The organism is Microbacterium sp. Root61, from assembly GCF_001427525.1.
Taxonomy (GTDB): Bacteria; Actinomycetota; Actinomycetes; order Actinomycetales; family Microbacteriaceae; genus Microbacterium.
The window spans coordinates 416,546-440,299 of sequence record NZ_LMGU01000002.1; the positions used below are offsets into that span (position 1 = coordinate 416,546).

General features: G+C 68.9%; 23 protein-coding genes. 15 read left to right on the plus strand and 8 right to left on the minus strand.

The features are described from left to right. The first annotated feature begins 80 nt into the window (after positions 1–80). From ASD65_RS18175 to ASD65_RS18195, 5 genes are all read left to right on the plus strand, one after another. Entirely contained in the window at positions 81–1,382 is a 1,302-nt protein-coding gene (locus tag ASD65_RS18175) for an inorganic phosphate transporter (RefSeq protein ID WP_056226057.1), read from the plus strand. Continuing rightward, positions 1,379–1,711, plus strand: coding sequence for a hypothetical protein (locus tag ASD65_RS18180; RefSeq protein ID WP_056226059.1), 333 nt, complete (start codon positions 1,379–1,381; stop codon positions 1,709–1,711). Before ASD65_RS18175 ends, ASD65_RS18180 begins: the two co-directional genes overlap by 4 nt. A gap of 27 nt (positions 1,712–1,738) precedes the next feature. Continuing rightward, positions 1,739–2,647 (plus strand): phosphodiesterase, encoded by a 909-nt coding sequence (locus tag ASD65_RS18185; protein WP_056226063.1) that lies wholly within the window; start codon positions 1,739–1,741, stop codon positions 2,645–2,647. 133 nt (positions 2,648–2,780) lie between these two features. After that, a complete protein-coding gene (locus tag ASD65_RS18190; RefSeq protein ID WP_056226066.1) occupies positions 2,781–4,247 on the plus strand; it encodes an aspartate ammonia-lyase in 1,467 nt (488 codons plus the stop codon). A 117-nt stretch (positions 4,248–4,364) separates the two neighbouring features. Next, positions 4,365–4,832 (plus strand): DUF4190 domain-containing protein, encoded by a 468-nt coding sequence (locus ASD65_RS18195; RefSeq protein ID WP_056226069.1) that lies wholly within the window; start codon positions 4,365–4,367, stop codon positions 4,830–4,832. A gap of 79 nt (positions 4,833–4,911) precedes the next feature. On the opposite strand, the gene ASD65_RS18200 is transcribed toward ASD65_RS18195, so the two are convergent. From ASD65_RS18200 to ASD65_RS18215, 4 genes are all read right to left on the minus strand, one after another. After that, a complete protein-coding gene (locus ASD65_RS18200) occupies positions 4,912–5,514 on the minus strand; it encodes a PepSY domain-containing protein (protein WP_056226072.1) in 603 nt (200 codons plus the stop codon). 71 nt (positions 5,515–5,585) lie between these two features. Further along, positions 5,586–6,923 carry a sensor histidine kinase gene (locus ASD65_RS18205; RefSeq protein WP_056226075.1) on the minus strand — a complete coding sequence of 446 codons (1,338 nt, stop codon included), beginning with the start codon at positions 6,921–6,923 and terminating at the stop codon, positions 5,586–5,588. After that, positions 6,916–7,593, minus strand: coding sequence for a response regulator transcription factor (locus ASD65_RS18210; protein ID WP_056226078.1), 678 nt, complete (start codon positions 7,591–7,593; stop codon positions 6,916–6,918). The genes ASD65_RS18205 and ASD65_RS18210 overlap by 8 nt, the downstream gene beginning before the upstream one ends. 55 nt (positions 7,594–7,648) lie before the next feature. Further along, a complete protein-coding gene (locus tag ASD65_RS18215) occupies positions 7,649–8,512 on the minus strand; it encodes a fumarylacetoacetate hydrolase family protein (RefSeq protein ID WP_056226081.1) in 864 nt (287 codons plus the stop codon). A 65-nt stretch (positions 8,513–8,577) separates the two neighbouring features. On the opposite strand from ASD65_RS18215, the gene ASD65_RS18220 reads away from it, so the two are divergent. From ASD65_RS18220 to ASD65_RS18230, 3 genes are all read left to right on the plus strand, one after another. Further along, positions 8,578–9,747: a PrsW family intramembrane metalloprotease gene (locus tag ASD65_RS18220; protein ID WP_056226084.1), complete on the plus strand. Its 1,170-nt coding sequence runs from the start codon at positions 8,578–8,580 to the stop codon at positions 9,745–9,747. 165 nt (positions 9,748–9,912) lie between these two features. Then, positions 9,913–10,281: an FKBP-type peptidyl-prolyl cis-trans isomerase gene (locus ASD65_RS18225; protein ID WP_056226088.1), complete on the plus strand. Its 369-nt coding sequence runs from the start codon at positions 9,913–9,915 to the stop codon at positions 10,279–10,281. Positions 10,282–10,439: 158 nt separating this feature from the next. Continuing rightward, on the plus strand, positions 10,440–11,000 hold the full coding sequence (locus tag ASD65_RS18230) for a YceI family protein (protein WP_056226092.1): 561 nt from the start codon (positions 10,440–10,442) through the stop codon (positions 10,998–11,000). Here ASD65_RS18230 and ASD65_RS18235 read toward each other — a convergent pair. Then, positions 10,963–11,952, minus strand: a complete 990-nt coding sequence (locus ASD65_RS18235) for a DMT family transporter (protein WP_056226097.1) — start codon at positions 11,950–11,952, stop codon at positions 10,963–10,965. The genes ASD65_RS18230 and ASD65_RS18235 overlap by 38 nt on opposite strands. An 88-nt stretch (positions 11,953–12,040) precedes the next feature. Then, complete coding sequence (locus tag ASD65_RS18240; RefSeq protein ID WP_056226100.1) at positions 12,041–13,348, minus strand: MFS transporter; 1,308 nt, start codon at positions 13,346–13,348, stop codon at positions 12,041–12,043. A 180-nt stretch (positions 13,349–13,528) separates the two neighbouring features. Here ASD65_RS18240 and rpsO point away from each other — a divergent pair, with 180 nt between their 5' ends. Then, positions 13,529–13,798 (plus strand): 30S ribosomal protein S15, encoded by a 270-nt coding sequence (rpsO, locus tag ASD65_RS18245; protein ID WP_056226103.1) that lies wholly within the window; start codon positions 13,529–13,531, stop codon positions 13,796–13,798. A gap of 193 nt (positions 13,799–13,991) precedes the next feature. Here the strand turns inward: rpsO and ASD65_RS18250 are convergent, their stop codons facing one another. Further along, positions 13,992–15,011 carry an isopenicillin N synthase family dioxygenase gene (locus ASD65_RS18250; RefSeq protein WP_056226108.1) on the minus strand — a complete coding sequence of 340 codons (1,020 nt, stop codon included), beginning with the start codon at positions 15,009–15,011 and terminating at the stop codon, positions 13,992–13,994. A gap of 213 nt (positions 15,012–15,224) precedes the next feature. On the opposite strand from ASD65_RS18250, the gene efeU reads away from it, so the two are divergent. The 3 genes from efeU to efeB are packed head-to-tail and all read left to right on the plus strand — an operon-like array spanning position 15,225 to position 18,743. Beyond that, positions 15,225–16,223 (plus strand): iron uptake transporter permease EfeU, encoded by a 999-nt coding sequence (gene efeU / locus ASD65_RS18255; protein ID WP_056226110.1) that lies wholly within the window; start codon positions 15,225–15,227, stop codon positions 16,221–16,223. After that, a complete protein-coding gene (gene efeO / locus ASD65_RS18260) occupies positions 16,220–17,449 on the plus strand; it encodes an iron uptake system protein EfeO (protein WP_056226113.1) in 1,230 nt (409 codons plus the stop codon). Before efeU ends, efeO begins: the two co-directional genes overlap by 4 nt. A gap of 1 nt (position 17,450) precedes the next feature. Further along, a complete protein-coding gene (gene efeB, locus ASD65_RS18265) occupies positions 17,451–18,743 on the plus strand; it encodes an iron uptake transporter deferrochelatase/peroxidase subunit (RefSeq protein WP_056226116.1) in 1,293 nt (430 codons plus the stop codon). Between the two features lie 17 nt (positions 18,744–18,760). On the opposite strand, the gene ASD65_RS18270 is transcribed toward efeB, so the two are convergent. After that, positions 18,761–19,930 (minus strand): acyltransferase family protein, encoded by a 1,170-nt coding sequence (locus ASD65_RS18270; RefSeq protein ID WP_200948738.1) that lies wholly within the window; start codon positions 19,928–19,930, stop codon positions 18,761–18,763. A gap of 110 nt (positions 19,931–20,040) precedes the next feature. Here ASD65_RS18270 and ASD65_RS18275 point away from each other — a divergent pair, with 110 nt between their 5' ends. The 3 genes from ASD65_RS18275 to ASD65_RS18285 all read left to right on the plus strand — a co-directional run bounded on the left by ASD65_RS18275 (position 20,041) and on the right by ASD65_RS18285 (position 23,754). Continuing rightward, entirely contained in the window at positions 20,041–21,489 is a 1,449-nt protein-coding gene (locus ASD65_RS18275; RefSeq protein ID WP_056226119.1) for a carboxylesterase/lipase family protein, read from the plus strand. A gap of 21 nt (positions 21,490–21,510) precedes the next feature. Next, on the plus strand, positions 21,511–22,389 hold the full coding sequence (locus tag ASD65_RS18280; RefSeq protein ID WP_056226122.1) for an alpha/beta fold hydrolase: 879 nt from the start codon (positions 21,511–21,513) through the stop codon (positions 22,387–22,389). Positions 22,390–22,536: 147 nt separating this feature from the next. Then, positions 22,537–23,754, plus strand: coding sequence for an LLM class flavin-dependent oxidoreductase (locus ASD65_RS18285; protein ID WP_156378988.1), 1,218 nt, complete (start codon positions 22,537–22,539; stop codon positions 23,752–23,754).

The window sequence follows — 23,754 nt, forward strand, 5'->3', positions numbered from 1 at the left end:
GAATCCAAGGTGAACTGTTCGTTCGTCATGCCGAAGTCTCGGCACCACATCTCCCTCTCTCCTCACATGGAAAGCGAACAGTGGACACCACAGTTCTGATCATCTTTCTGATCATCGCCCTGGCGCTCTTCTTCGACTTCACCAACGGCTTCCACGACACCGCCAACGCGATGGCCACCCCCATCGCCACCGGTGCGCTGAAGCCGAAAGTCGCAGTGCTCCTGGCCGCCGTGCTCAACCTCGTCGGTGCGTTCCTCTCGACCGAGGTGTCGCAGACGATCTCGCACGGCATCATCGAGGAAGACCAGATATCGGCGACGATCTTCCCGCAGCTGATCTTCGCCGGACTCATCGGCGCGATCACCTGGAACATGCTGACGTGGTTGCTCGGTCTGCCCTCGAGCTCGTCGCACGCCCTCTTCGGTGGTCTGATCGGCGCGACCATCGTCGGTGTCGGACTGGCGGCGATCGACTTCGGCGTCGTGATGAGCAAGGTCATCCTGCCCGCCCTGATCGCGCCGCTGACCGCCGGACTCATCGCGTTCGCCGTGACGCGACTGGCCTACGCCATCACGCGTCGTTACGACACCAAGCCGGACGGTCGTGACGGCTTCCGCGTCGGGCAGATCTTCACGTCCTCGCTGGTGGCCCTGGCGCACGGCACGAACGACGCGCAGAAGACGATGGGTGTCATCACCCTCGCCCTGATCACCGTCGGCCTGCAGAGCCCCGAGCACGCCGAGCCGCAGACGTGGGTCATCTTCGCGTGCGCGTTCACGATCGCGCTCGGCACGTACATGGGCGGATGGCGCATCATCCGCACGCTCGGCAAGGGACTGACCGACGTCAAGCCCGCCCAGGGCTTCTCGGCGGAGACCTCCACCGCCGCGACGATCCTCGCCTCCAGCGCGCTCGGCTTCGCCCTCTCGACCACGCAGGTCGCTTCGGGCTCGGTGATCGGCTCGGGCCTGGGACGCCGTGGATCGACCGTGCGCTGGCGCACCGTCGGACGGATCGGCGTCGGCTGGCTGCTCACCCTCCCGGCCGCGGGCGCGGTCGGCGGCGTCGCCGCACTGTTCGTGGTCTGGTGGGGCACGTGGGGCGTGCTGGTGGACACCGTCCTCGCCGTCTTCGTCGTCCTGTTCATCTTCTGGCGCTCCCGCGCCAACCGCGTCGACGCGAGCAACGCGATGAGCGATGTCGCCGAATCGGGACGCGCGGTCAAGGTCAAGCGCAACCCGCCGCCCACCCGCCGCCAGGCCGCCATCCACCGTGAGGAGGCGCGTCAGCGCGCCGAGGCCGAAGCGCGTGCACGTGCCGAGCGCAAGGCGCAGCAGAAGGCCGACGCCAAACGCGCGCGCGACGGGAAGGGGGCGAAATGAGCATCGTCATCGACTGGTGGGCCTTCGTGCAGGTCTTCGTCACGGCCATGGTCGGCTCCGTGCTCGTGGTGGGTTTCTACGCGACCGGCCTCCGGCTCCTGGTGCGCAGCGGCCGAGCGCCCGTCGTCGCCCCCGCCGAGTTCACGGATGCGATCACGGTCATCTCCGAGAAGGAGGCCCGGCGGGCGAGCAAGCTCGCCGCCAAGGCGGCGCGCAAGAGCCCGCTGACCGAGGGGCAGAAGCGCTTCGCGCTCGTCGGCGCCTACGCGTGCTTCAGCATGTGCGGGCTCGCGGTGCTGATCGGCCTGCTGATCATCGTCCTCGGTTGAGGTCCGTCGCGTCCTAAGCTGGGCGACATGTCTGAGGCAACCCCCCAGTTCGGGCAGTACCCGCCGGCGCGACGTACGCTCATCCACCTGAGCGACACCCACCTGCTGGCCGCGAATCGGCCACTGGGCGGACGCTTCGACACCGAGCTGAACCTGGACCGCACGCTCGAGGCCGTCGAACGCCTCGGCATCCGCCCGGACGCGATCGTGTTCACCGGGGATCTCACCGATCTCGGCGAGCCGGAGGCGTACCGCGCGCTGCGTCACGCGGTCGAGCCGGTCGCGAAGCGGCTCGACGCCCCCGTGATCTGGGTGGCCGGCAATCACGACGAACGTCCCGCGCTGCGCCGCGATCTGCTCGATCTCGAACCCACCGAGGAGCCCGTCACCGGGGTGTGGGACCTCGGCGGGCTGCGGCTCATCGCGCTGGATTCCTCGGTGCCGGGGTGGCACCACGGCGACCTCGACGACGGCCAGCTCGAGTGGCTCGATCGGCAGCTGCAGGAGCCGGCACCGCTCGGGACGATCCTCGCGCTGCACCACCCGCCGCTGCCCAGCCACATCCCGCTGTTCGACATCCTCGAGCTGCGCGAGCAGAGCCGTCTGGCCGAGGTCATCGCGGGCACCGACGTGCGCGGAATCCTCGCGGGGCACCTGCACTACTCCACGAGCGGCATGTTCGCGGGTGTTCCCGTGACGGTGGCCGCAGCGACCTGTTACACGATGAACCTGCAGCGTCCTGCGTCGGAGGTGAACGGGATGGATGCCGGGCAGTCCTTCCATCTCGTGCACGTGTACGACGACACGATCACGCACTCGGTCGTCCCGCTCGAAGGCGCCGAGACCGGCGAGTTCTTCTCCGCCGAGTGGGTGGAGCGGATGGCGGCGATGACGCCGCAGGAGCGGCTCGACGAGTTCTCCCGCAAGCGTCCCTGAGCCCACAGCTCGGCTGGACAGGGTGGAGGATCGAGCCCGACGTGTTGGACGTCGTGTACATCGTGACGGAGGGTCCCGCGGCGTAGGCTCGGAGCATCCCCGACACAATGCCGTGACCCAAAAGGATGACTACGTGGCTCTGGATGCGCTGACTCGCACTGAAACCGACTCCCTCGGATCCCTCGAGATCCCCGCCGACGCGTATTGGGGGATCCACACCGCTCGGGCGTTGGAGAACTTCCCGATCGCGAAGCGCCCGATCTCGGTGTATCCGGATCTGGTGATCGCCCTGGCGATGGTCAAGCAGGCCTCGGCCCGCGCCAACGTCGAGATCGGTGTGCTGGATGTCGCGAAGGCCGATCTCATCGATCGCGCCTGCCAGCTCGTCATCGACGGCGAGTACCACGACCAGTTCGTCGTCGGTGTGATCCAGGGCGGCGCGGGCACTTCGACGAACATGAACGCGAACGAGGTCATCACCAACATCGCGCTGGAGCTGGCCGGCCGGGAGAAGGGCGACTACGCGTTCCTCTCGCCGATCGACCACACCAACCGCAGCCAGTCCACCAACGACGTCTACCCGACGGCGGTCAAGGTGGGGCTTTCGCTGACCCTGAAGAGCCTGCTCGAAGAGCTCGCCCTGCTGCGCCAGGCGTTCCTGGACAAGGCCGTCGAGTTCCACGATGTGCTCAAGGTCGGTCGCACCCAGTTGCAGGATGCCGTGCCGATGACCCTCGGGCAGGAGTTCCACGGGTTCGCCACCACCCTCGGCGAGGACTACAGCCGCCTCACCGAGAACGCATACCTGATGTACGAGATCAACATGGGCGCCACCGCGATCGGTACCGGGATCACGGCGCACCAAGGGTACGCGAAGGCCGTGCTGCGACACCTGCGCGGAATCACGGGCCTGGACCTGGAGACGGCCGTCGACCTGGTGGAGTCCACCAGCGACACGGGGGCGTTCATGTCGTTCTCCGCGTCGCTCAAGCGCAACGCGATCAAGCTGTCCAAGATCTGCAACGACCTCCGTCTGCTCTCCAGCGGTCCCCAGGCCGGTTTCGGCGAGATCAACCTGCCCGCGATGCAGGCCGGCTCCAGCATCATGCCCGGCAAGGTGAACCCGGTCATCCCCGAGGTCGTCAACCAGGTCGCGTTCTCCGTGGTCGGGGCCGACATGACCGTGACCATGGCGGTGGAAGGCGGGCAGCTGCAGCTGAACGCGTTCGAGCCCGTGATCGCGCACTCGATCTTCCAGTCCATCACCTGGATGCGCCAGGCGATGTGGACCCTCCGCGTGAACTGCGTGGTCGGCATCACCGCGAACCGCGAGCGGCTCGGGGCGATGGTCGGCTCGTCCGTCGGCGTCGTGACCGCGCTCACCCCGTTCATCGGTTACGCGGCGTCGGCGGCTCTGGCCAAGACCGCGCTGCTGACCGGGCACAACGTGGCGGACCTGGTCGTGGAGGCCGGGCTGATGTCGCGCGAAGAGGTCACCAAGCAGCTCTCGCCGGCCCGTCTGTCGGGTCTGGAGACGATCACCGCGGCGATCCCGATCCTGCAGCCGGCGGAGAACATCGTGCCCGGAACGGGGAGCTGACGCCAACGCGGCAGCTCGCTCGATGCGATCGCGTCCGGCGCGGACGCTGGCCGTGCGGCCGTGGGACCGATACGTTCGGATGCGCACGAAACTCGTGCCGCATCCTAAGGAGCCCCGATGACGAACCCGCCTGGCCCCGAGAACACCGAGCCGCCGGCCTACACGCCGCCGCCGGCCTATCCCGCGGCCCCGCCCGTCGACCCGCAGCAGGCCGCACCCGCGTACAACGCGGCACCGCCGGTGTACAACGCCGCACCGCCGGCTCCTGCCGGCGGCGCGCCCGCCACCATCCCCGGCAAGACGCTGGGCATCGTCGCGCTGATCGTCGCGATCTTCGCGAACGTGATCGGCCTGATCCTCGGCATCGTCGCGCTCGTGCAGAGCAAGAAGGCGGGCTACAAGAACGGCCCCGCCGTCGCCGCGATCATCGTCGGTTCGATCCTGTTCGTGATCGGCATCATCGTCGCGATCGTCGTGCTGGCATTCGTGGTGCCGGCTGCGCTCGAGCTGGCGCGTCAGTGCCTCGAGCTCGGCCCCGGCACGCACGAGATCAACGGCGTGCTGGTGACCTGCACGTCCTCCTGAGTCACACACCGACGGCGACGGCCCCGCACCCGCGGGACCGTCGCCGTCGTGCTGCCGCCCGGCACGGGGCGAGCGGGCTTCAATCCGCGTCTACGACCGCGAACTGCGCGTTCAGCTCGACGTCGATGTCTTCGCCGTTGCCGAGGTCGATCTCGACCTCGTAGAGGTGGTCATCGTCGTCGCTGTACTCGACGGAAACGACCGTCCCCGCGCCGACGTGGGCGAGGGCCGACGCCGCAGCCGCATCGTATGCGGCCCCGTCCGTCACCACGTCGTCGTCCGGGCTGTCGCCGCGGTCGTCGTCGCCGTCATCCGAACCGGAATCGCCCGTCGACACCCGCACGACGTTCAGACCGCGATCGAGCCTGACCTCGACGAATCCGCCTGCATCGCGGTGGATGTCGATCTCGTAGACATGGGACAGGTCGTCGTCGATGTCGACGTCGGTCACGGTGCCCGGGCCGGCTTCGGCGAGCGCCGCGGCAATCGCCGCCTCGATGTCCGAGGCGGAGGCAGTCGGCGGTGCTGACGTCGCGCCGGCATCGGAGCCGGCGCCGGAGCCGTCGGGCGACGGCGATGAAGCCAGGGTCGGGGTGGCACTCGTGGCGACCGCGGCGGCGGTTCCGCCACCGATCAGTACGACGGTCCCGGCGACGGCGGTGATCCAGATGAGCTTTCGCATGGTGTCCTCCTGGGTAGGACTCCACCCTCCCTCGCGGTGTCTGAAGCCAGCCTGAAGCCGGATGGATTCGCTCAGGCCGGCAACGAGACGATGAACCGTGCGCCGCCGGAGGCCCCGGCATCCGCCTGCACATCACCACCGTGCGCGCGCACGATCTCTCGCACGATCGCGAGCCCGAGCCCGCTTCCACCGGTGTCACGGGCGCGCGCCTCATCCAGTCGCACGAACCGCTCGAAGACGCGCTCTCGATCGATCTCGGCTATCCCGTCGCCGTCGTCTTCGATGATGAGAGTCACCCCCGAGGCGCCCTGCGTCACTCCGAAGACGACCCTCGTGCGCGCATGCCGTGCGGCGTTGTCGGCAAGGTTGCGGGTGGCCTGCCGCAGCAGCGACACGTCGCCACGGACGCGCGCGGGATGGACACCGACCGTGTCGACCGTCACCGTTCCCACCGCGCGAAGCCGAGCAGCCTCGGCCAGCAGCAGGTCGTCGAGGTCGACGTCCGCGCGCGAGAGTGCAAGGCTGCCCTCATCAGCGCGGGTCAGGACGAGCATGGCCTGCACGAGCCGTTCGAGGCGGGCGCCTTCATCGAGAACCGCGCCGCTGAGTTCTGCCGGGCTGATGCGGTCGGGGTGCGCCCGGAAGACTTCGGCGTACTGACGCAGCGAGGCGAGTGGCGACTTCAACTCATGCGAGGCATCGGAGATGAAGCGCCGCTGCGCGGTCTGCGACTCCTGCAGTCGTGCGAGCAAGCCGTTCATCGTGTGCGCCAGCCGTTCTATCTCATCGCGCGTCTCGGTCTCGATGATCCGGCGCGAAAGATCGGATGCCGACATCCGCTCCACCTGCGCCCGCATCCGTTCGACCGGCGCGAGCGAACGCCCCACCGCGAACCACGTGGTCAGGGCCACGATCCCGATGATGAGCGGAACCGACACCGCCAGCAGGGTGCCCACGGTCCCGAGTGCGGCCTCGACCTCCTCGGTGCTGCGTCCGGTCACGATGATCCAGTCGCCGCCTTCGCGCTCTACCGCGGTCACGAACGCGGGATCCTCGTCATCGAGCAGCACCAGCGAAGGAGCGTCGCCTTCGCGGTCGGCGATCGCGCCGACTTCCTCGGCGGCATCGCTCGCCGCGACGACTGCACCGCTGTCGCGATCGATCACCTGCCAGAAGCGGTCGTCGTCGACGTCGAGCAGAGCCTCCGGTCCGGCGGCGTCGACCTGCTCGGCGAACGTCGCCGCGTCACGCGCGGTCTCTGACTCCAACTGGCCGTAGAGCGCTCCCCGGAGGACGAACCAGAATCCGACCGCGCCCAGCGCCAGGGCGAGAGCGACGATCGAGGCGGCGACCGCCGTGATGCGAACGCGGATGCCGGCGCGGCGGCGTCCGCGCGACGCGTCAGTCACCGTCCGCCCCGATCCGATATCCCGCGCCGCGGATCGTACGGATGCTGTCGCGCCCGAAGGGCCGGTCGATCTTGGAACGGAGATGTCCGATGTACACCTCGACGATGTTCGGGTCGCCGTCGAAAGAGAAGTCCCAGACGCCGTCGAGGATCTCGGCCTTCGAGACGACCTCCTCGGGTCGTCGCATCAAGAATTCCAGCACGGCGAACTCGCGGGTGGTGAGATCGATGGCATCGCCGCCGCGGCGCACATCTCGAGTCGCCGGATCGAGCATGAGGTCGCCGACGGACAAGATCGCGGGGCGCGCGGCGGCTCCACGGCGGATGAGTGCTCGCAGCCGTGCCAGGAGCACGGCGAACGAGAAGGGCTTGGTGAGATAGTCGTCGGCACCTGTGTCGAGGCCCTCGATCTGATCCCACTCGCCGTCCTTCGCGGTGAGCATGAGCACGGGCGTCCAGTTCTCCTCGGCGCGGAGAGTGCGGCACACCACCGTGCCGCTCATACCGGGGAGCATGATGTCGAGCAGGATCGCCGCATACTGCTGCTCACGCGCGAGCCAGAGCCCGTCGGTGCCGGTGTGAGCGACATCGACGGCGAACCCCTCGGCCTCGAGCCCCCGTTTGAGTCCATCGGCCAGGCGCGGCTCATCGTCCACGACCAGGATTCGCATGCGTCCATCGTGGCTCATCCACGCTGAAGCGGCGCTGAAGTCGCCCTCGGTGTGTTCAGTCCAGGATGCGGCAGTGCGTCGTCAGCTCGCCGATGCCGTCGATGCCGACCGTGACGGTGGAGCGGTCGCGCAGGAAGATCTGCGGCTCACGGGAGTAGCCGGCGCCGCCGGGGCTGCCGGTGGAGATCAGCGTGCCCGGCAGCAGGGTGATCGAGTTGGACAGGTGCGCGACCAACGTGGCGACCGAACGGACCATCTGCCCGGTCGAGGCGTCCTGCACCGTGTGCCCGTCCACGATCGTCCAGATGTGCAGGTCCTGCGGGTCGGGCACCTCATCCGCCGTCACGACGAACGGGCCGGTCGGGGTGAACCCGTCGAACGACTTGCAGCGCGACCACTGCGCCTCGGAGAACTGGATGTCGCGCGCGGTGATGTCGTTGACGACGGTGTAGCCCCACACATGGTCCAGAGCGTCCTCGACAGTGACGTCCTTGGCGGCGGGGCCGATGATGACGCCGAGCTCTGCCTCGTAGTCGACCGATTCGCTCAGGCGTCGCGGCCACGAGGTCGTGCCGTCGTGTCCGGCGAGCGAGTTCGGCCACAGCGTGAAGACGGTGGGTGCCGTGTCCGTCTTGAGGCCCAGCTCGCTGGAGTGTGCGGCGTAGTTCAGGCCGATCGCGATCACGGCCGGCGGCGTCAGCAGTGCCGAGGCGAACCTCATGCCGGCCAGCGGATGCCTCGGGGCACCGGGAGCGGTATCCCGCACGCGCTGGAGCAGCTCTGCACCGCCCGCGATGAGCTCCTCGAGGAATCGAGGAGCGCCGGCGAACAGATGCTCGACCATCACGGCCTCGTCGCCGTCGATGAGGGCAAGGCGTGGCTCGTCGGCCTCGGTCTGGATGAGGTGGGCGAAGCGCATCCCTCAACGCTACCTGGCGGCGGCGACTTGGGCGTCGCGACCCGTGCACTCCTAGGCTGAGCGTCATGACCTTCCCCTCGCCGCTCTCGCAGCCGCATCCGGGCGCCGGCGCCCCGATCGCCACCGCTGCGGACACGATCTCGTCGCTGCCCGTCCCGCCGCGGAAGGGGCGCACGGCGTCGATCTGGGTGATCGGCGTGCTGGTGCTCGTCCTGGTGGCGCTGGTGGGGTACTTCCTCGACGCCATCGGTCCGGCCGCGTCGATCATCGGCATGATCCTCGCGCTGATCCCGCTCGCCGTCGTGCTCATCGCCGTCCGTCTGGTCGACAAGTGGGAGCCCGAGCCGCGCAGCCTCGTCATCATGGCCGTGGCCTGGGGGGCGATCGTCGCCGTCGGCCTCACGCTCGGCGTCGACATGCTCCTCTCGCTGGTCTGGGGAGCGAATGACTCGGTCGCCGGTGAGGCCTTCGCCTCCGTCATCCAGGCGCCGATCGTCGAAGAGCTCGCGAAGGGCCTCGGAGTGTTCGTCATCTTCGCGTCGGCGCGGCGCGCGTTCGACGGGCCGATCGACGGCGTGGTCTACGGCGCGCTCGTGGGTGCGGGGTTCGCCTTCACCGAGAACATCCAGTACTTCGCCGTCAGCCTCATCGAGGGCGGTGTGGAGCAGACCACAGTGACCTTCTTCGTGCGCGGCATCCTCTCGCCCTTCGCGCACGTCATGTTCACGAGCGTCACCGGCTTCGCGCTCGGGCTGGCGGCGCGGCGCGGGCTGGCCCCCCGCAACGCCGTGGGCTACTGGATCGTCGGGATGCTCGGCGCGATGCTGCTGCACGCGCTGTGGAATGCGTCCGCGGTGTTCTTCGACTTCTTCGCGTTGTACGTGACGCTGCAGATCCCGTTGTTCATCCTGTTCATCCTCGGGGTCATCGCGTTGCGCCGGGAAGAGGCCCGTCTCACCAGGGTGCGGTTGGCCGACTACGCCGCCGCCGGGTGGTTCACCGTGCAAGAGGTCGAGATGCTCGCCACCGGGCAGGGGCGCCGCGCGGCGATGGCGTGGGCGCGCTCGCTCCCGGGCGACCGACGCGCGGTCATGAAGGGCTTCATCGCGGACGCCACGGGGCTCGCCGCCGCGCGGCAGCGCTCCCTGTCGGGTCGTGATCCGGCGGCCGCCGAAGACGAAGCGGTCCTGCTCACCCGCACCGCCGCCGCACGCGCCGTGCTGTTCGCGAGATAGCGTCCGACCCAGAACTCAGCGCTCGGTGCCGCGGCGATGCCTGCGTGTCAACCGAGCGCTGAGTTGGTCTGCTGTCAGCATGCCCACGGGCCCCGCACCCTGTCAAGACCCTGACCGCCGCGCCCTCACGTTGACCCGTGCCCCGTGCTCCGGTTGGATGGACTCATGACTGATGACCGCACCAAGCCCGAAATCGACGCGCCCGAAGGCGCCGCTCCCACCGAGCTCGTCATCCGCGATCTGATCGTGGGCGACGGCAAGGAAGCGAAGCCCGGCGACACCGTGACGGTCCACTACGTGGGCGTCGAATACGAGACCGGCGAAGAGTTCGACTCGTCCTGGAACCGCGGCGAGAGCATCCAGTTCCCGCTGCGCGGCCTCATCCAGGGATGGCAGGACGGTATCCCGGCGATGAAGGTCGGCGGACGCCGCGAGCTGACGATCCCGCCGCACCTGGCCTACGGCCCCGCCGGTGGTCACTTCCTCGGCGGCAAGACCCTGATCTTCGTCATCGACCTCGTCGACGTCGCGTAGGACACACCAGACCCGAGAGGGACGGATGCTCCGGCATCCGTCCCTCTCTTCGTTCACGCCGAAGAAAATTTCCATTCATGGGAATAGATCACTGCGCATCGGTGGTTACCACCTCTGCACGGCCGCACCCGCCGGCCGACTATTCCTGGAGGACACGCATGACCACGAACGCGATCGACATTCCCGGCTACAAGCCCGGCACCTGGGTGCTGGACGCTTCGCACAGCGAGGTGGGCTTCAGCGTCCGCCACATGATGATCTCGAAGGTCCGTGGCGCGTTCGGCATGAAGAGTGCGACCCTCATCGCCCCGGAGAACCCGCTCGAGGCCAAGGTCGAGGCGCACGTCGACGCGACCACGCTCGACACCAAGGACGAGGGCCGCGACGCGCACCTCCGCTCGGGCGACTTCTTCGACGTCGAGAACCACCCCACGATCGACTTCGTCTCGACCGGTGTGCGCATCGAGGGCGGCGACTTCCTCGTCGACGGCGACCTGACCATCCGCGGCACGACCAAGCCCGTCACGTTCGAGTTCGACTTCGGTGGGTTCGGCAACGACCCCTACGGCAACTACAAGGCCGGTGCGTCGGCCAAGACCGTCATCAACCGTGAGGACTTCGGCCTGGTCTGGAACGCCGCGCTCGAGACCGGTGGCGTGCTCGTCGGCAAGGACGTCACGATCACGCTCGACCTGCAGGGCGCTCTGCAGGCGGCCTGAGCGAGTCCGCGGGGGAGGGGCCGGCTGCTTCGGCAGCGCGGTCCCTTCTGCGTATCCGCAGGCGGTTCTGCGCGAGCAGGATGCCTGCGAAGACGACCAGCGCGCCGACGGGCTCGTTCCAGCTGAGCGGCTCGCCGAGCACGATCATGCCCAGAGCCACCCCGACGATCGGGGTCAGATACGTCACGGTGGAGGCGCGCGTCGGTCCCCACGCCCGTAGGGCGTTCTGGTTCCAGATGTACGCGACGCCCGTGCCGAGGCAGCCCAGCGCCAGCACGGCGAGCACCACCGGCACGCTGAGCTCGACGGGCTCGATGACGAGCACCGGCGTCAGCAGCAGCATCACGGCGGCACCGAGTCCGATGTTCAGGAACGAGAACACCAGAGCGCTCATGCCGGTGTTCGACACGAAGCGGCGCATATACGAGAGGCTGAACCCGTAGCAGGCGGTCGCGCCGAGCATCGCGAGCTGCGCCGGCACGCTCTGAGCGAGGTCGAGACCCTGCCACGGCGCGATGATGACCATCACACCCAGGATGCCGACCAGGATGCCGAGCAGCTGGATCGGGCGCAGCTTCTCCACGCGGAACACCAGCCCGGCCATGATCGCGGTCATGATCGGCGTCGTCGCGTTGTAGATGCTGCCCAGGCCCGATGTCACGTGCTGTTGCGCCCACGCGAACAGCAGGAAAGGGGCGACGCAGAAGCTCACCCCGAGTACGAGCATGTGGCCCCATACTCGCAGGCTGCGGGGGAGTGTCTCGCGGCGGGCGAGCACGAACAGGCCGAGGGTGAGCGCGCCCAGCAGCAGCCGCGACCACGCCACCTGCGCGGGGCTGAGGCCCTCGAGCCCGACCTTCATGAACAGGAAGCTCGAGCCCCACACGATGCCGCACAGCACGAACTGCACCACGACGGATGCCTGGCTCGGACTGCGGGGAGTGTCGGTCACGGTGCGACTCTAAGCCCGGGGTGCGACGCTGATGGCGGCATCCGGATGCCTCGTCCGAAACCCGCTGGAACGTGGGAGTCCGAACGCCTCAGGGGACGGGGTTCTCGGCGTCGTACGCGCGGAAGCGCGGATTGCGGGAGACCAGCAGCGCCACGAGGCCGATGACGATGAATCCGCCCAGCAGCGGCGGGAACCACAGGCTCGTGAAGGTCGCGAGCACGCCGACGTAGAGCGCGCCGATGCGCGGGCCCCCGGCGACGACCACGATGAAGATGCCCTGCAGCCGGCCGCGCATCGCGTCGGGCACGGCCGACTGCATCATCGTGCTGCGGTAGATGGCGCTGATGTTGTCGGCGGCTCCGCTGATCGCCAGCATCGCGGCCGCGAGCACGATCAGGGTTGTGTTCGGATTGTTGGCGTCGACCGCCGCGGGTGCCGCGACCCCGAACTGCGCTGCGAGCAGCACGAGTCCGAAGGCGGCGATCGCGCCACCGTAGACGAGGATCGCGCGCTCGATCCCGAGCCCGTGGTGGCGCACTCGTCCGACGGGCCCGGAGAACAGGCTCGAGCAGAACGCGCCCACGGCCACAGCCGCGGTGAGGATGCCGGTGGTGATCGGCCCTCCGCCCAGCAGCACCGCTCCGATCGCGGGGAAAAGGGCGAGGGGGTTGCCGAAGGTCATCGCGACGATGTCCAGCAGGTACTGCAGGCGGATGTTCTTCGCGCGACGCAGGAACTGCCATCCGTCCACGAGGGAACGGATGCCGGGACGCACGGTCTCCCCTTCGGGGAGGATGCGGGGCAGCTTCCACAGTCCGAAGAACAGCGACAGCATCAGCACGACATCGATCGTGTAGGTCCACTGGTAGCCGGTGAGAGCCACCAGGATGCCGGCGGCGGCCGGACCGACCATCACCATGATCCCCATCGTGATGCCCTGCAGCGCGGCGGCGGCGGGAAGCTGATCGCGCGGGATCAGCCGGGGCGTGATCGCCGCCCGCGTCGCCATCACGATGGAGTTGGCCGCGGAGTTGACCACGCTCAGGGCGTACAGCCACCACACCGTCTCGAGGTGGCCCCACGCGAGCACAGCCAGGAGCAGGGTGGAACCCCAGGTGACGGTTGCCGCGATCAGCGCCACGGTCCGTCGGTCGAAGGCGTCTGCGAGCATCCCTCCGTACAGTCCGGCCACGATCATCGGGAGCAGCCCGGCGACGGCGACCATCGACACGGCGAAGGTGTCGTTCGTCAGCTCGTACACGTGGAGCATGATCGCGACGATCGTCAGCTGGCCGCCGAGGCCGGCCAGCGTCGATCCGATCCAGAGCCGCCGGAACGCCGGGCTGGTGGTCAGTGGGCGGAGGTCGATGAAGTGATCGCGCCGCAGTCTCGCCATCACGGGGCGAACAAGGGCAGAGGAGGCATCCGATCAGGCTAGCTGCTCGAATGACGCGGTTCGCCTCGGGTCTCACTGGCTGGTAGACTCTTCAGGTTGCCGTTCGATCGGCCGCGGATAAAGAGAGCTCGCACATCAGGTGCCGGGCGCCGCGCAATGACCAGGAAGGGGATCCCATCTATGCCACTCGAATTTGACGCTAAGAAGGCGATCATCGAAGAGTACGCGACGCACCCCGGTGACACCGGATCCCCCGAGGTGCAGGTCGCGATGCTGACGCAGCGCATCAAAGACCTCACAGAGCACCTGAAGGAGCACAAGCACGACCACCACTCGCGTCGTGGCTTGTTCCTGATGGTCGGTCAGCGCCGCCGTCTGCTCGGCTACCTCCAGGACGTCGACATCAACCGTTACCGGTCGTTGATCGAGCGCCTGGGGCTCCGCCGCTAGCGCGACTCAGCGTTCAATCGTCTTCTCGAAGGGCCGTCCCAGGTGTGGGACGGCCCTTCGTTTTGCCCTCTGCGGGTTTGCGGTCGCCCGCCCCCCCCCACGTCGAGACTGCAACGGAGCCTCGAGACTGCGGGTGATACCCACGGTCTCGAGGCTCGGTTGCAGTCTCGTTGAAGGAGTGCGGTCGCGAAGGTCAGGATGCCGCAGCGCGGGCGGCGACGAGATCGGCGTGGTGGATCTCGGCGACATCGGGATGCGCGCGCAGGCGGGACTTCAGGGCGTTCTCGCCGTAGAGGGCGTGGATCGGATTGTTCGGGTCCGCGGTCACTCCCTTCGCCTGGGCGGCGAGTTCGGCCGGGAGTTCGATGATCGGCAGTCGCTGGTCCAGCGCCGGGTTGAAGAAGAACGGGACCGAGATGCGGTCGTCCGGGTACTTCGGCGACACGACACGGTGGTTGGTCGCGATCAGGTAGCCCTGGGTCGCGTACTCGAGCAGTTCGCCGATGTTGACCACGAACGCGCCGGGCACGGCGGGGGCATCCACCCACTCGCCGTCGCGCTGCACCTGCAGTCCGCCCTTGCCTGGCTCGACCCATAGCAGCGTGAGGACGCCGGAGTCCTTGTGCGCGCCGACCCCTTGCTGCGGGGTCGGGTCGTCCTTGCCGGGGTAGCGGACGATCTTGATGAGCGTCGACGGTTCGCCGAAGTGCTCGTCGAAGTACGTCTCCTCGGCGCCGAGCGACAGGGCCCAGGCCCGCAGGAGCTTGCGCGCCACGCCGGAGAGATGGTCGTGCCACTCCGAGACGACCTCGCGCAGCTCGGGCTGCGCCTCGGGCCACAGATTGGGTCCGATCAGGCGCGCGTAGTCTGGCGCGTCCGGGGCGTCGATCGCGGCGCGCTCCGGGCCGATGTCGATCTGCTCGCGCCAGTCGACCTGGCCCTGCGTGCGCTCGCCGCCCACGCGCGTGTAGCCGCGGAAGTGCGGGCTCGTCACGTTCTCGATCGCGAGCTTGTCCCCCTCGGGGAGCGCGAAGAAGTCGCGCGCGGCACGATGCAGTCGACCTTCCAGCTCCGGAGTGATGCCGGTGCCGGTCAGGTAGAAGAACCCGACATCGTGTGTGGCGGCCCGGAGGTCGGCGCGGAAGGCCGCGGCGGCCTCGGGGCCGTCATCCAGGCGGGAGAGGTCGAGGATCGGGAGAGTGGCGTCGGACATGGCACCGAGGTTATGTCCGGCCCCGCGGCATCCGCTGGTTTGTTGCCGTCGATTACCGTTTCAGCCGCGCGGGCGACACCGCGGCGGTGGGTTTTGCGTCGATGGCGATCCAGGTCTAAGGTTGCCCTTCGTAAGGTTTGCCTAACCTGATTCGTCGGTCGACGACGTGGCATCCTCGCATCCCCCTCAGCTCTCGAACGAAGGTACTGACTCGTGCTCGCCACCTTCCTGATCGGCCTTCGCGAAGGCCTCGAGGCCGCGCTGGTCGTCGGGATCCTCGTCGCGTATCTCGGGCGGATCGGGCGACGCGATGTGCTGCCGCGCCTGTGGATCGGCATCGGACTGGCCGCGGCGCTCGCGCTCGCGATCGGGGCCGTGCTCACGTTCGGTGCATACTCCCTGACGTTCCAGGCGCAGGAGTTGATCGGTGGTTCGCTGTCGCTCGTCGCGGTGGCCATGGTCACCTGGATGATCTTCTGGATGCAGAAGGCCTCGCGCTCGCTCAAGGCCACGCTCGAAGGCGGGATCGACCGTGCGCTGGCCACCGGCACGCTGTTCGGACTGGTCTTCATCGGATTCGTCTCCGTGGCCCGTGAGGGCATCGAGACGACCCTGCTGCTGTGGTCGATGGTGCAGTCCTTCGGCGACGCTCCGGCGGCCCTCCTCGGCGCCCTGCTCGGCATCGCGACCGCGATCATCGCCGGCTGGTTGCTGGCACGCGGGATGCTGCGACTTAACCTGCGCGTGTTCTTCACGTGGACCGGCGCCTTCCTCGTCGTCGTCGCCGCGGGTGTGCTCGCGTACGCGATCCACGATCTGCAGGAGGCCGGCGCCCTACCGGGGCCGTTCACCGCCGCCGCGCCGATCGATGCCGCCACGGGCGCGGTGGCCGCGGGCTGGTCGGCCTTCCCCTTCGGCTGGGCGTTCGACATCACCGCCGCGCTGCCGCCGGGCGAGCCTCTCGCCGTCATCCTGCAGGCCACCGTCGGATTCATGCCGGCGATGACGTGGCTGCAGGTCATCGCCTGGGTCCTCTACATCGCCATCGTGGGCGGCATCTTCCTGCGCGGTGCGCTGCGTCGCCCCGCCCCGCGTCCCGCCGCAGACAACGCGAGCCCGGAGCCGACCGCCGCCGCGGCATCCGTCGAAGCCGACACCGCGTCCGCACACCCCACCACTTCGCCCCTGTCCCCATCCCAAGGAGCAGCATGACCATCGCACGCACTCTTATCGCGGCCGTCGCGGTCGCCGGCACGGCGTTCGCCCTCAGCGGCTGTGTCGCCAAGGCGGATGTCGCCGATGGCGGGGCCCTGAGCGTCACGTCCACGGACACGACCTGCGAGGTCTCCTCGGCCACCGCCACCAGCGGCACGCTCGCGTTCGAGGTGCAGAACACCGGCACGCAGGTGACCGAGTTCTACCTGCTGGCCGAGGACGGCCTGCGCATCGCCGGCGAAGTCGAGAACATCGCGCCCGGCGCCAGCCGCACCCTCACCGCGGTCGTGCAGCCGGGGGAGTACTTCACGATCTGCAAGCCCGGCATGATCGGCGAGGGCGTCGGCAAGGCCGGCTTCAGCGTCTCCGGCGACGCCGTGGCGATCGACGGACCGGATGCGGAGCTCAAGCAGCAGGCCGTCGACCTCTACGCGGCTTTCGTTAAGGATCAGGTCGCACAGCTCGTTCCCGCTGTGCAGGAGTTCGTCGACGCGTACGAGACCGGGGATGACGCGGCCGCGCAGGCCGCCTTCCCGCAGGTGCGCGCCTACTACGAGCGCATCGAGCCCGTCGCCGAGGCGCTCGGCGACCTCGACCCGCGCATCGACTACCGCGAGGTCGACGCCGTCGCCGAGGGCTTGGACTGGACCGGGTTCCACCGGATCGAGAAGGACCTCTGGGTGCCCGCGCAGGACGCCCTCAACGCCGACGCCGAAACGCCTGCCTGGCAGGACTGGGCGCCGTCGACGCCCGAGGAGCGCGCGGCGTTCGGTGACCAGCTGATCGCGGACGTGCAGGAGCTGTACGACTACGTGCACTCCGCCGACTTCCAGGACACCCTGAACGCCCAGGGCGTGGGCGGCCTCAGCAACGGCGCGATCGCGCTGCTGGACGAGGTCGCGACGGGCAAGATCACCGGCGAGGAGGACTGGTGGTCGGGCACCGACCTGTGGGACTTCGCGGCGAACGTCGAGGGGTCCAAGATGGCGTTCTCGCTCGTGCGCGACTTCGCGGCGTCCAAGGGCACGGATGCGGTGGGGCTCGTCGGCGAGATCGACGGCGGCTACGCGGCACTCGAGGAGACCCTCGCGCAGCACGGCTCGCTGGTCGACGGATTCGTCAACTACCGCGAGCTCACCGAAGACGACAAGCGCGCCCTGACCGACCGCATCAACGCGCTCGCCGAGCCGCTCTCGCAGCTGACCGCCACGATCCTGAACTGACATGACCGACCTTCCGACGAACACCGATGCACCGCAGGGCGTCAGCCGTCGCGGGATGCTCGGTCTCGTCGGCGCCGGCGCCGCAGGGCTCGCGGTCGGTGCGGGGGCCGGGATCGCCGGCGGGATCGCGATCGGCCGGTCGGCGGCAGCGGCGGAGGCCGAGGCATCCGTCCACCCGTTCTTCGGAGCGCACCAGTCGGGCATCACCACGCCGGTCCAGGACCATCTGCACTTCGCGGCGTTCGACATGATGGCCCGCACCACGCGGGAGGACCTCGAGTCGCTGCTGCAGGACTGGTCGTACGCGGCGTCGCGCATCACACAGGGACTGGATGTCAGCGTCTCCGGCGCGATGAACGGCTCGCCGGAGGCGCCGCCGGACGACACCGGGGAGGCGTTCGGCCTTCCGGCCAGTGCCCTGACGATCACGTTCGGCTTCGGCCCGACGCTGTTCGAGAATGCGGACGGCGACCGCTACGGCATCGCATCGCGTCGCCCGGCGGGGCTGGAGAAGCTGCCCGCGTTCCTCGGCGACGATCTGAACCCGGATGCCGGCGGGGGAGACCTCGCGATCCAGGTGTGCGCCGATGACCCGCAGGTCGCGGTGCACGCGATCCGCAACCTGACCCGCATCGCGTTCGGGCGGGCCCGCATCCGCTGGTCGCAACTCGGCTTCGGCCGCACCTCCAAGACGGCCTCGGCGCAGGCGACGCCGCGCAACCTGTTCGGATTCAAGGACGGCACCGCGAACATCCTCGCCGACGACACGGCCGCGCTGAAGGACCATGTGTGGGTCGGCGCCTCCGATCAGCCCGCGTGGATGACCGGCGGCTCGTACCTGGTGGCGCGCAAGATCGCGATGCTCATCGAATCGTGGGACCGCGTGCGCCTCGCCGAGCAGCAGACGATCATCGGGCGCTCCAAGTCCGAGGGGGCTCCTCTCTCCGGCGGCGACGAGTTCACCGCTCCCGATTTCGAGGCGAAGGATGCCGCGGGCGTCCCGTCGATCTCGGCGGTGAGTCACGTCAGGCTCGCGCATCCGGACGAGAACTCCGGCGTGCGGATCCTGCGCCGCGGCTACAACTATGTCGACGGCAACAACGATCTGGGACGCCTCGCGGCAGGACTCTTCTTCCTGTCGTACCAACGGGACCCGGCGCACTTCATCACCCTGCAGCGGGCGCTGTCGTCCGACATGATGAACGAGTACATCCGCCACGTCGGCTCGGGGATCTGGGCGGTCCCGCCCGGCGCGTCCGCCGGATCGTACGTCGGCGCGGGGCTGTTCGCCTGACCGCGCCCGACCCCGTCTCAGCCGTTCTGGAGCGGATCGGGATGCCGCGGCATCCGCTCCTCCTCCCGTGGACGTCGTGAACCCGTGGGGTCCGAACGACGGCCTTCGCGGCCGGCCAGCGTCGGATCGGCGAACAGCCAGCCGGGGCGCGGCTCGACGAGCGGGCGAAAGAGGCGCCGCACGCGGCGGGTCGCCAGACCCAGCGCGATCAGCACCGACGCCACGATCATGATCGGCAGCCACACCCACGCCGGTTCGAGGCCGCGGAGCACACCGGACTCGCGGAACGGATACAGCACGAACGAGTGCAGCAGGTAGACGTACATCGTGTACTGCCCGAAATGCGTCCACCATTGGCCGCGACGGGGGACCAGGACGAAGAACGCCGCAGACAGCACGAGCGCGATCCCCATCAGCGCCAGTCGCACGCCGCCGGCCCACCACTGGGTGCCGCCGAGGTCGGCGTAGGACTCGTCGTAGAAGAGCCACGTGCGCAGGTCCACGGCCCGCCAGAGGTCGATCCCGAACCACGCGACCGCGCCGGCGACCGCGAACGCTGCGACGGCGGCGACGACCGCCCACCACGGGCGGCGGAGCAGCCGGAGCCTATCCACGACGTCGCGATCGCGCAGCCACCATCCGAGCGCGAAGAACGGGAGCAGGCCCAGCGTGCGGGCGAGGGAGAAGGTGTTGTCGAGGTTGGGCAGGTACCCGGCGCCGATCGAGATGACGATCGTCCACGCCAGCGGCCAGCGCAGCAGGGCGAGGTAGGGCAGCACGAGCCGGAAGATCCCGAGCGCGAGCAGGAACCACAGCGTCCAGGACGGCTTGGTCAGATTCGGGTTCATCTGGCCCTCGACGAGCCAGGTGGTCACGGCCCACAGCCCCTCGAAGATGACGTACGGCACGATGATGTCCGTGAGGACCCGCGCCATCTGGCGGCGTGAGGGGGGAGCGGACTTCGAGAAGTAGCCGCTGATGATGGCGAAGGCGGGCATGTGGAAGGCGTAGACGACGAGGTACAGGCCGAGTGCGGCATCCGAGTCGTAGGTGAGGCGCTGCGTGGCGTGTCCCAACACCACCAGGACGATGCACGCGAACCGGGCGTTGTCCCAGAACGGCACACGTCGACGCGGCCCCGTGGCGATGGGGGCCGTCACGGGCGCGGCGTCATTAGTGTCACTCATCCCCTCAACGGTACCGGCCGTCTCGGCGACACCGTGAGGGATTGACACCGAGTGCCACCGCACGTGAGTCTGAGTACTGCCGCACTGCCGCGGCGCGAAGGGATGAATCCATGGCTGAGGCGCCGCAGACGACGATCGGGTCCGGCACTGTGCAGGGCACCTCCGCGAACGGGATCGACAGGTTCCTCGGCATCCCGTATGCGGCACCGCCGTTCGGCGCCCTGCGCTACGCGCGCCCGGTGCCGCCCGCCGCCTGGGACGGGGTGCGGGATGCCTCGCAGTTCGGCGCGACGGCACCGCAGATGCCGTACGGCGGGGGACTGGAGAAGTACCTCCCCTCGGTGCAGATCGACGGCGATGACATCCTCACCGTGAACGTGTGGAGGCCCGCCGAGCGCTCCGGTCCGCTGCCGGTGGTCGTGTGGGTGCACGGCGGGGCGCTCACGCGCGGTACGCCGGCGCTGGACGGCTACGACGGCGAGCCCTTCGCGCGGCACGGCATCGTCTACGTCTCGATCGCCTATCGGCTCGGGCAGGAGGGCTTCGCGGTGATCGACGGTGCGCCCGCGAACCTCGGCGTGCTCGACCAGGAGGCTGCGCTGCGCTGGGTGCGCCGCGAGATCGCCGCGTTCGGCGGCGACCCCGCGCGGGTCACCGTCATGGGCCAATCGGCCGGGGCCAACACGCTCACAGCGCTGCTGGCGCTGCCGCAGGCCAAGGAGCTGTTCGACCAGGCGATTCTGCAGAGCGGTCCGATGAGCGGTCAGCCGGTGAAGAAGGCCGGACGGATGTCGCGGGCCATCGCCAAGCGGCTGGGCATCGGCGCGACCAGGGAGGCGTTCGCCGCGGCCGAGCCCGCGACGCTGGTGGCGGCGCAGACGGCGATCTCCGCCGGAGGTTCGCCGCTGGGTGGCGGGCCGACCGTGGCGATCGTCATCGAGGGGGAGGCTGCACCGGTGGACCCGCTCGCAGCGCTCCGTGCGGGCGCGGGTCGCGACATCCCGGTCCTGATCGGTGCCACGACCGAGGAGTACCGGCTCTGGTTCATCCCGTCGGGGGCGACCGAGAAGATCACCAAGACCCAGCTCACCCTCGCGCGGCTCGCCGCCCGGGTGCCGCGCACGGTGATCGCCGCCCATCGGCGCCGACGGCCGGACGCGAAGCCCGGCGAGATCCTGGGCGAGGTCGTGACCGACATGCTGCTGCGGGCCCCGATCACGCGATTCGCCGACAGCCGCGTCGGAACCGCTGCGCCCACCTGGGTCTACGAGTTCCGTTGGCCGAGTCCCGTCGACGGGCTGGGAGCCGCGCACGCGATGGAGCTCGGCTTCGTCTTCGATCGCGTCGATGCCCCGGACTCGATCGCCCTCGGCGGCGCGGACGCACCGCAAGCGCTCGCCGACGCCATGCACGGGGCCTGGGTGCGGTTCATCGTCGGCGGAGACCCTGGCTGGGAGCAGTGGTCTCCGCGGCAGCCCGTCGAGGTCTTCGACGCGGACGGCGGCCACATCGAGTACGCGCCGCGCGCGGACGAGCTCGCGGGTCTCCCCGACCGGTAATGTCGTGCCTCGAGGTGAGGTATGACGATCATCGATGAGGCCCAGGCGCGCGACAGCGAGATTCCCGACATCGACTGGCACGTCTTTCCGCCCGGCACTGAGCGTGATCGGTTCGCCGCGCCGAGCGGAGAGCTCGCCCGCGTGCGCTTCGGGGACCCGACGGCCCCCCGCGTCATCCTGATGCCGGGCGTCGCGGGATCGAAAGAGGATTTCGTCCTGCTCCTGCCGCTGCTGGCCGAAGCCGGGTTCCGCGTCGAGGCGTTCGACATCTCCGGCCACTACGAATCGGTGGATGCCGGGCCGCATCGGCTCGTCCCACCCCGCGAGCACTACGACTACCGGCTCTACATCGATGACCTCGTCGCGATCCTCGAGGACGGCGGACCGGCGCATGTGCTCGGCTACAGCTTCGCCGCGCTGGTCGCCCAGCTCGCCCTGGTGGAGCGCCCGGACCTGTTCCGCAGCCTCACGCTCATGTCCGCGCCGGCCGCGACCGGCCAGGTCTTCCGCGGCGTCAAGCACATCGGGCCCATCTCCGACATGGAGCCGCACCGCGCCGCGGGGCTGATCCTGTGGGGCATCCGGTACAACCTCAATCGCACGCCGCCCGGTCGCATCGCCTTCGTGCGCGAACGCCTCGCCACGACTCCGCGCTCCTGCATCGACGACGTCGTCGGGCTCATGATGACGATGCCCGACATCGTCGAGCAGATCGCCACGGTCGATGTGCCCAAGCTCATCGCCGTCGGCGAGCGCGACCTGTGGCCCACCGCGATGCATGAGGCGTATGCGCAGTCCATCGGCGCCCAATTGGCGCTGTATCCCACCGGGCATGCCCCGTGCGAGACCGCGCCGAACCAGCTCGCCCGCGACCTCGTGCATCTCTACGCGACGGACTGAGTCGCCCCGATTTCGGTCCCGGGAATACCCTGGCGGGAGAGGCGTTACACGAGATACATTCATTTGCATGGAAATCGCCCACGGCGCAGAACGCCACGGGCATGAAAGCGGAGAGAGATCGTGAACGACACCAGCACGTGGCCGGGAATGCAGTTCGGAATCTTCACGGTGAGCGACATCACCGCGGATCCGACGACGGGCCAGACGCCCAGTGAAGCGGAGAAGATCCGCAACACCATCACCTTGGCCAAGCACGCCGAAGAGGTGGGCCTGGACGTCTTCGCGCTCGGCGAGCACCACAACCCGCCGTTCTGGTCCTCGTCGCCGACCACGACCCTCGCCGCCATCGCCGGGCAGACCGAGCGCCTGCTGCTGTCGACGGCGACGACGCTGATCACGACGAACGACCCGGTGAAGATCGCCGAGGACTTCGCGATGCTGCAGCACGTCTCGGACGGCCGCACCGACCTGATGCTCGGTCGCGGCAACACCGGCCCGGTCTACCCCTGGTTCGGCAAGGACATCCGCCAGGGACTGCCCCTCGCGATCGAGAACTACGCGCTGCTGCGTCGTCTGTGGCGCGAGGACGTCGTGGACTGGGAGGGCAAGTTCCGCACGCCGCTGCAGGGCTTCACCTCGACCCCGCGCCCGCTGGATGACGTGCCCCCGTTCGTCTGGCACGGCTCGATCCGCACCCCGGAGATCGCCGAGCAGGCCGCGTACTACGGCGACGGATTCTTCGCCAACAACATCTTCTGGCCGACCGAGCACTACCAGCGCCTCATCTCGCTGTACCGCCAGCGCTACGCGCACTACGGCCACGGCACGCCCGAGCAGGCGATCGTCGGTCTCGGCGGACAGGTGTTCATGAACGCCAGCTCGCAAGAGGCGGTGCGCCGGTTCCGCCCGTACTTCGACAACGCGCCCGTCTACGGGCACGGCCCGTCGCTCGAGGACTTCAGCGAGATGACCCCGCTCACGGTGGGCTCGCCGCAGCAGGTCATCGACCGCTACGCCGGTATGCGCGACCTGTACGGCGACTACCAGCGCCAGCTGTTCCTCATCGACCACGCCGGACTCCCGCTGAAGACCGTGCTCGAGCAACTCGACATCCTCGGTGGCGAGGTCGTGCCGGTGCTCCGCAAGGAGCTCGCGAAGAACCGTCCCGCCGAGGTGCCGGATGCCCCGACCCACGCGAATCTCGTCGCCGCCAAGTACGGCGAAGGCGAGGTTCGTCAGCCGCGCCCGAACGCGAACCGCGGCGACAACGTCACCGGCGGCTCGCCGTACCAGGACACCGACGCGGTCGAGGCGCGCAAGCCCGGCTCGGCCTTCGGGTCGGCCGCGACCCGGACGGGGGTCTGA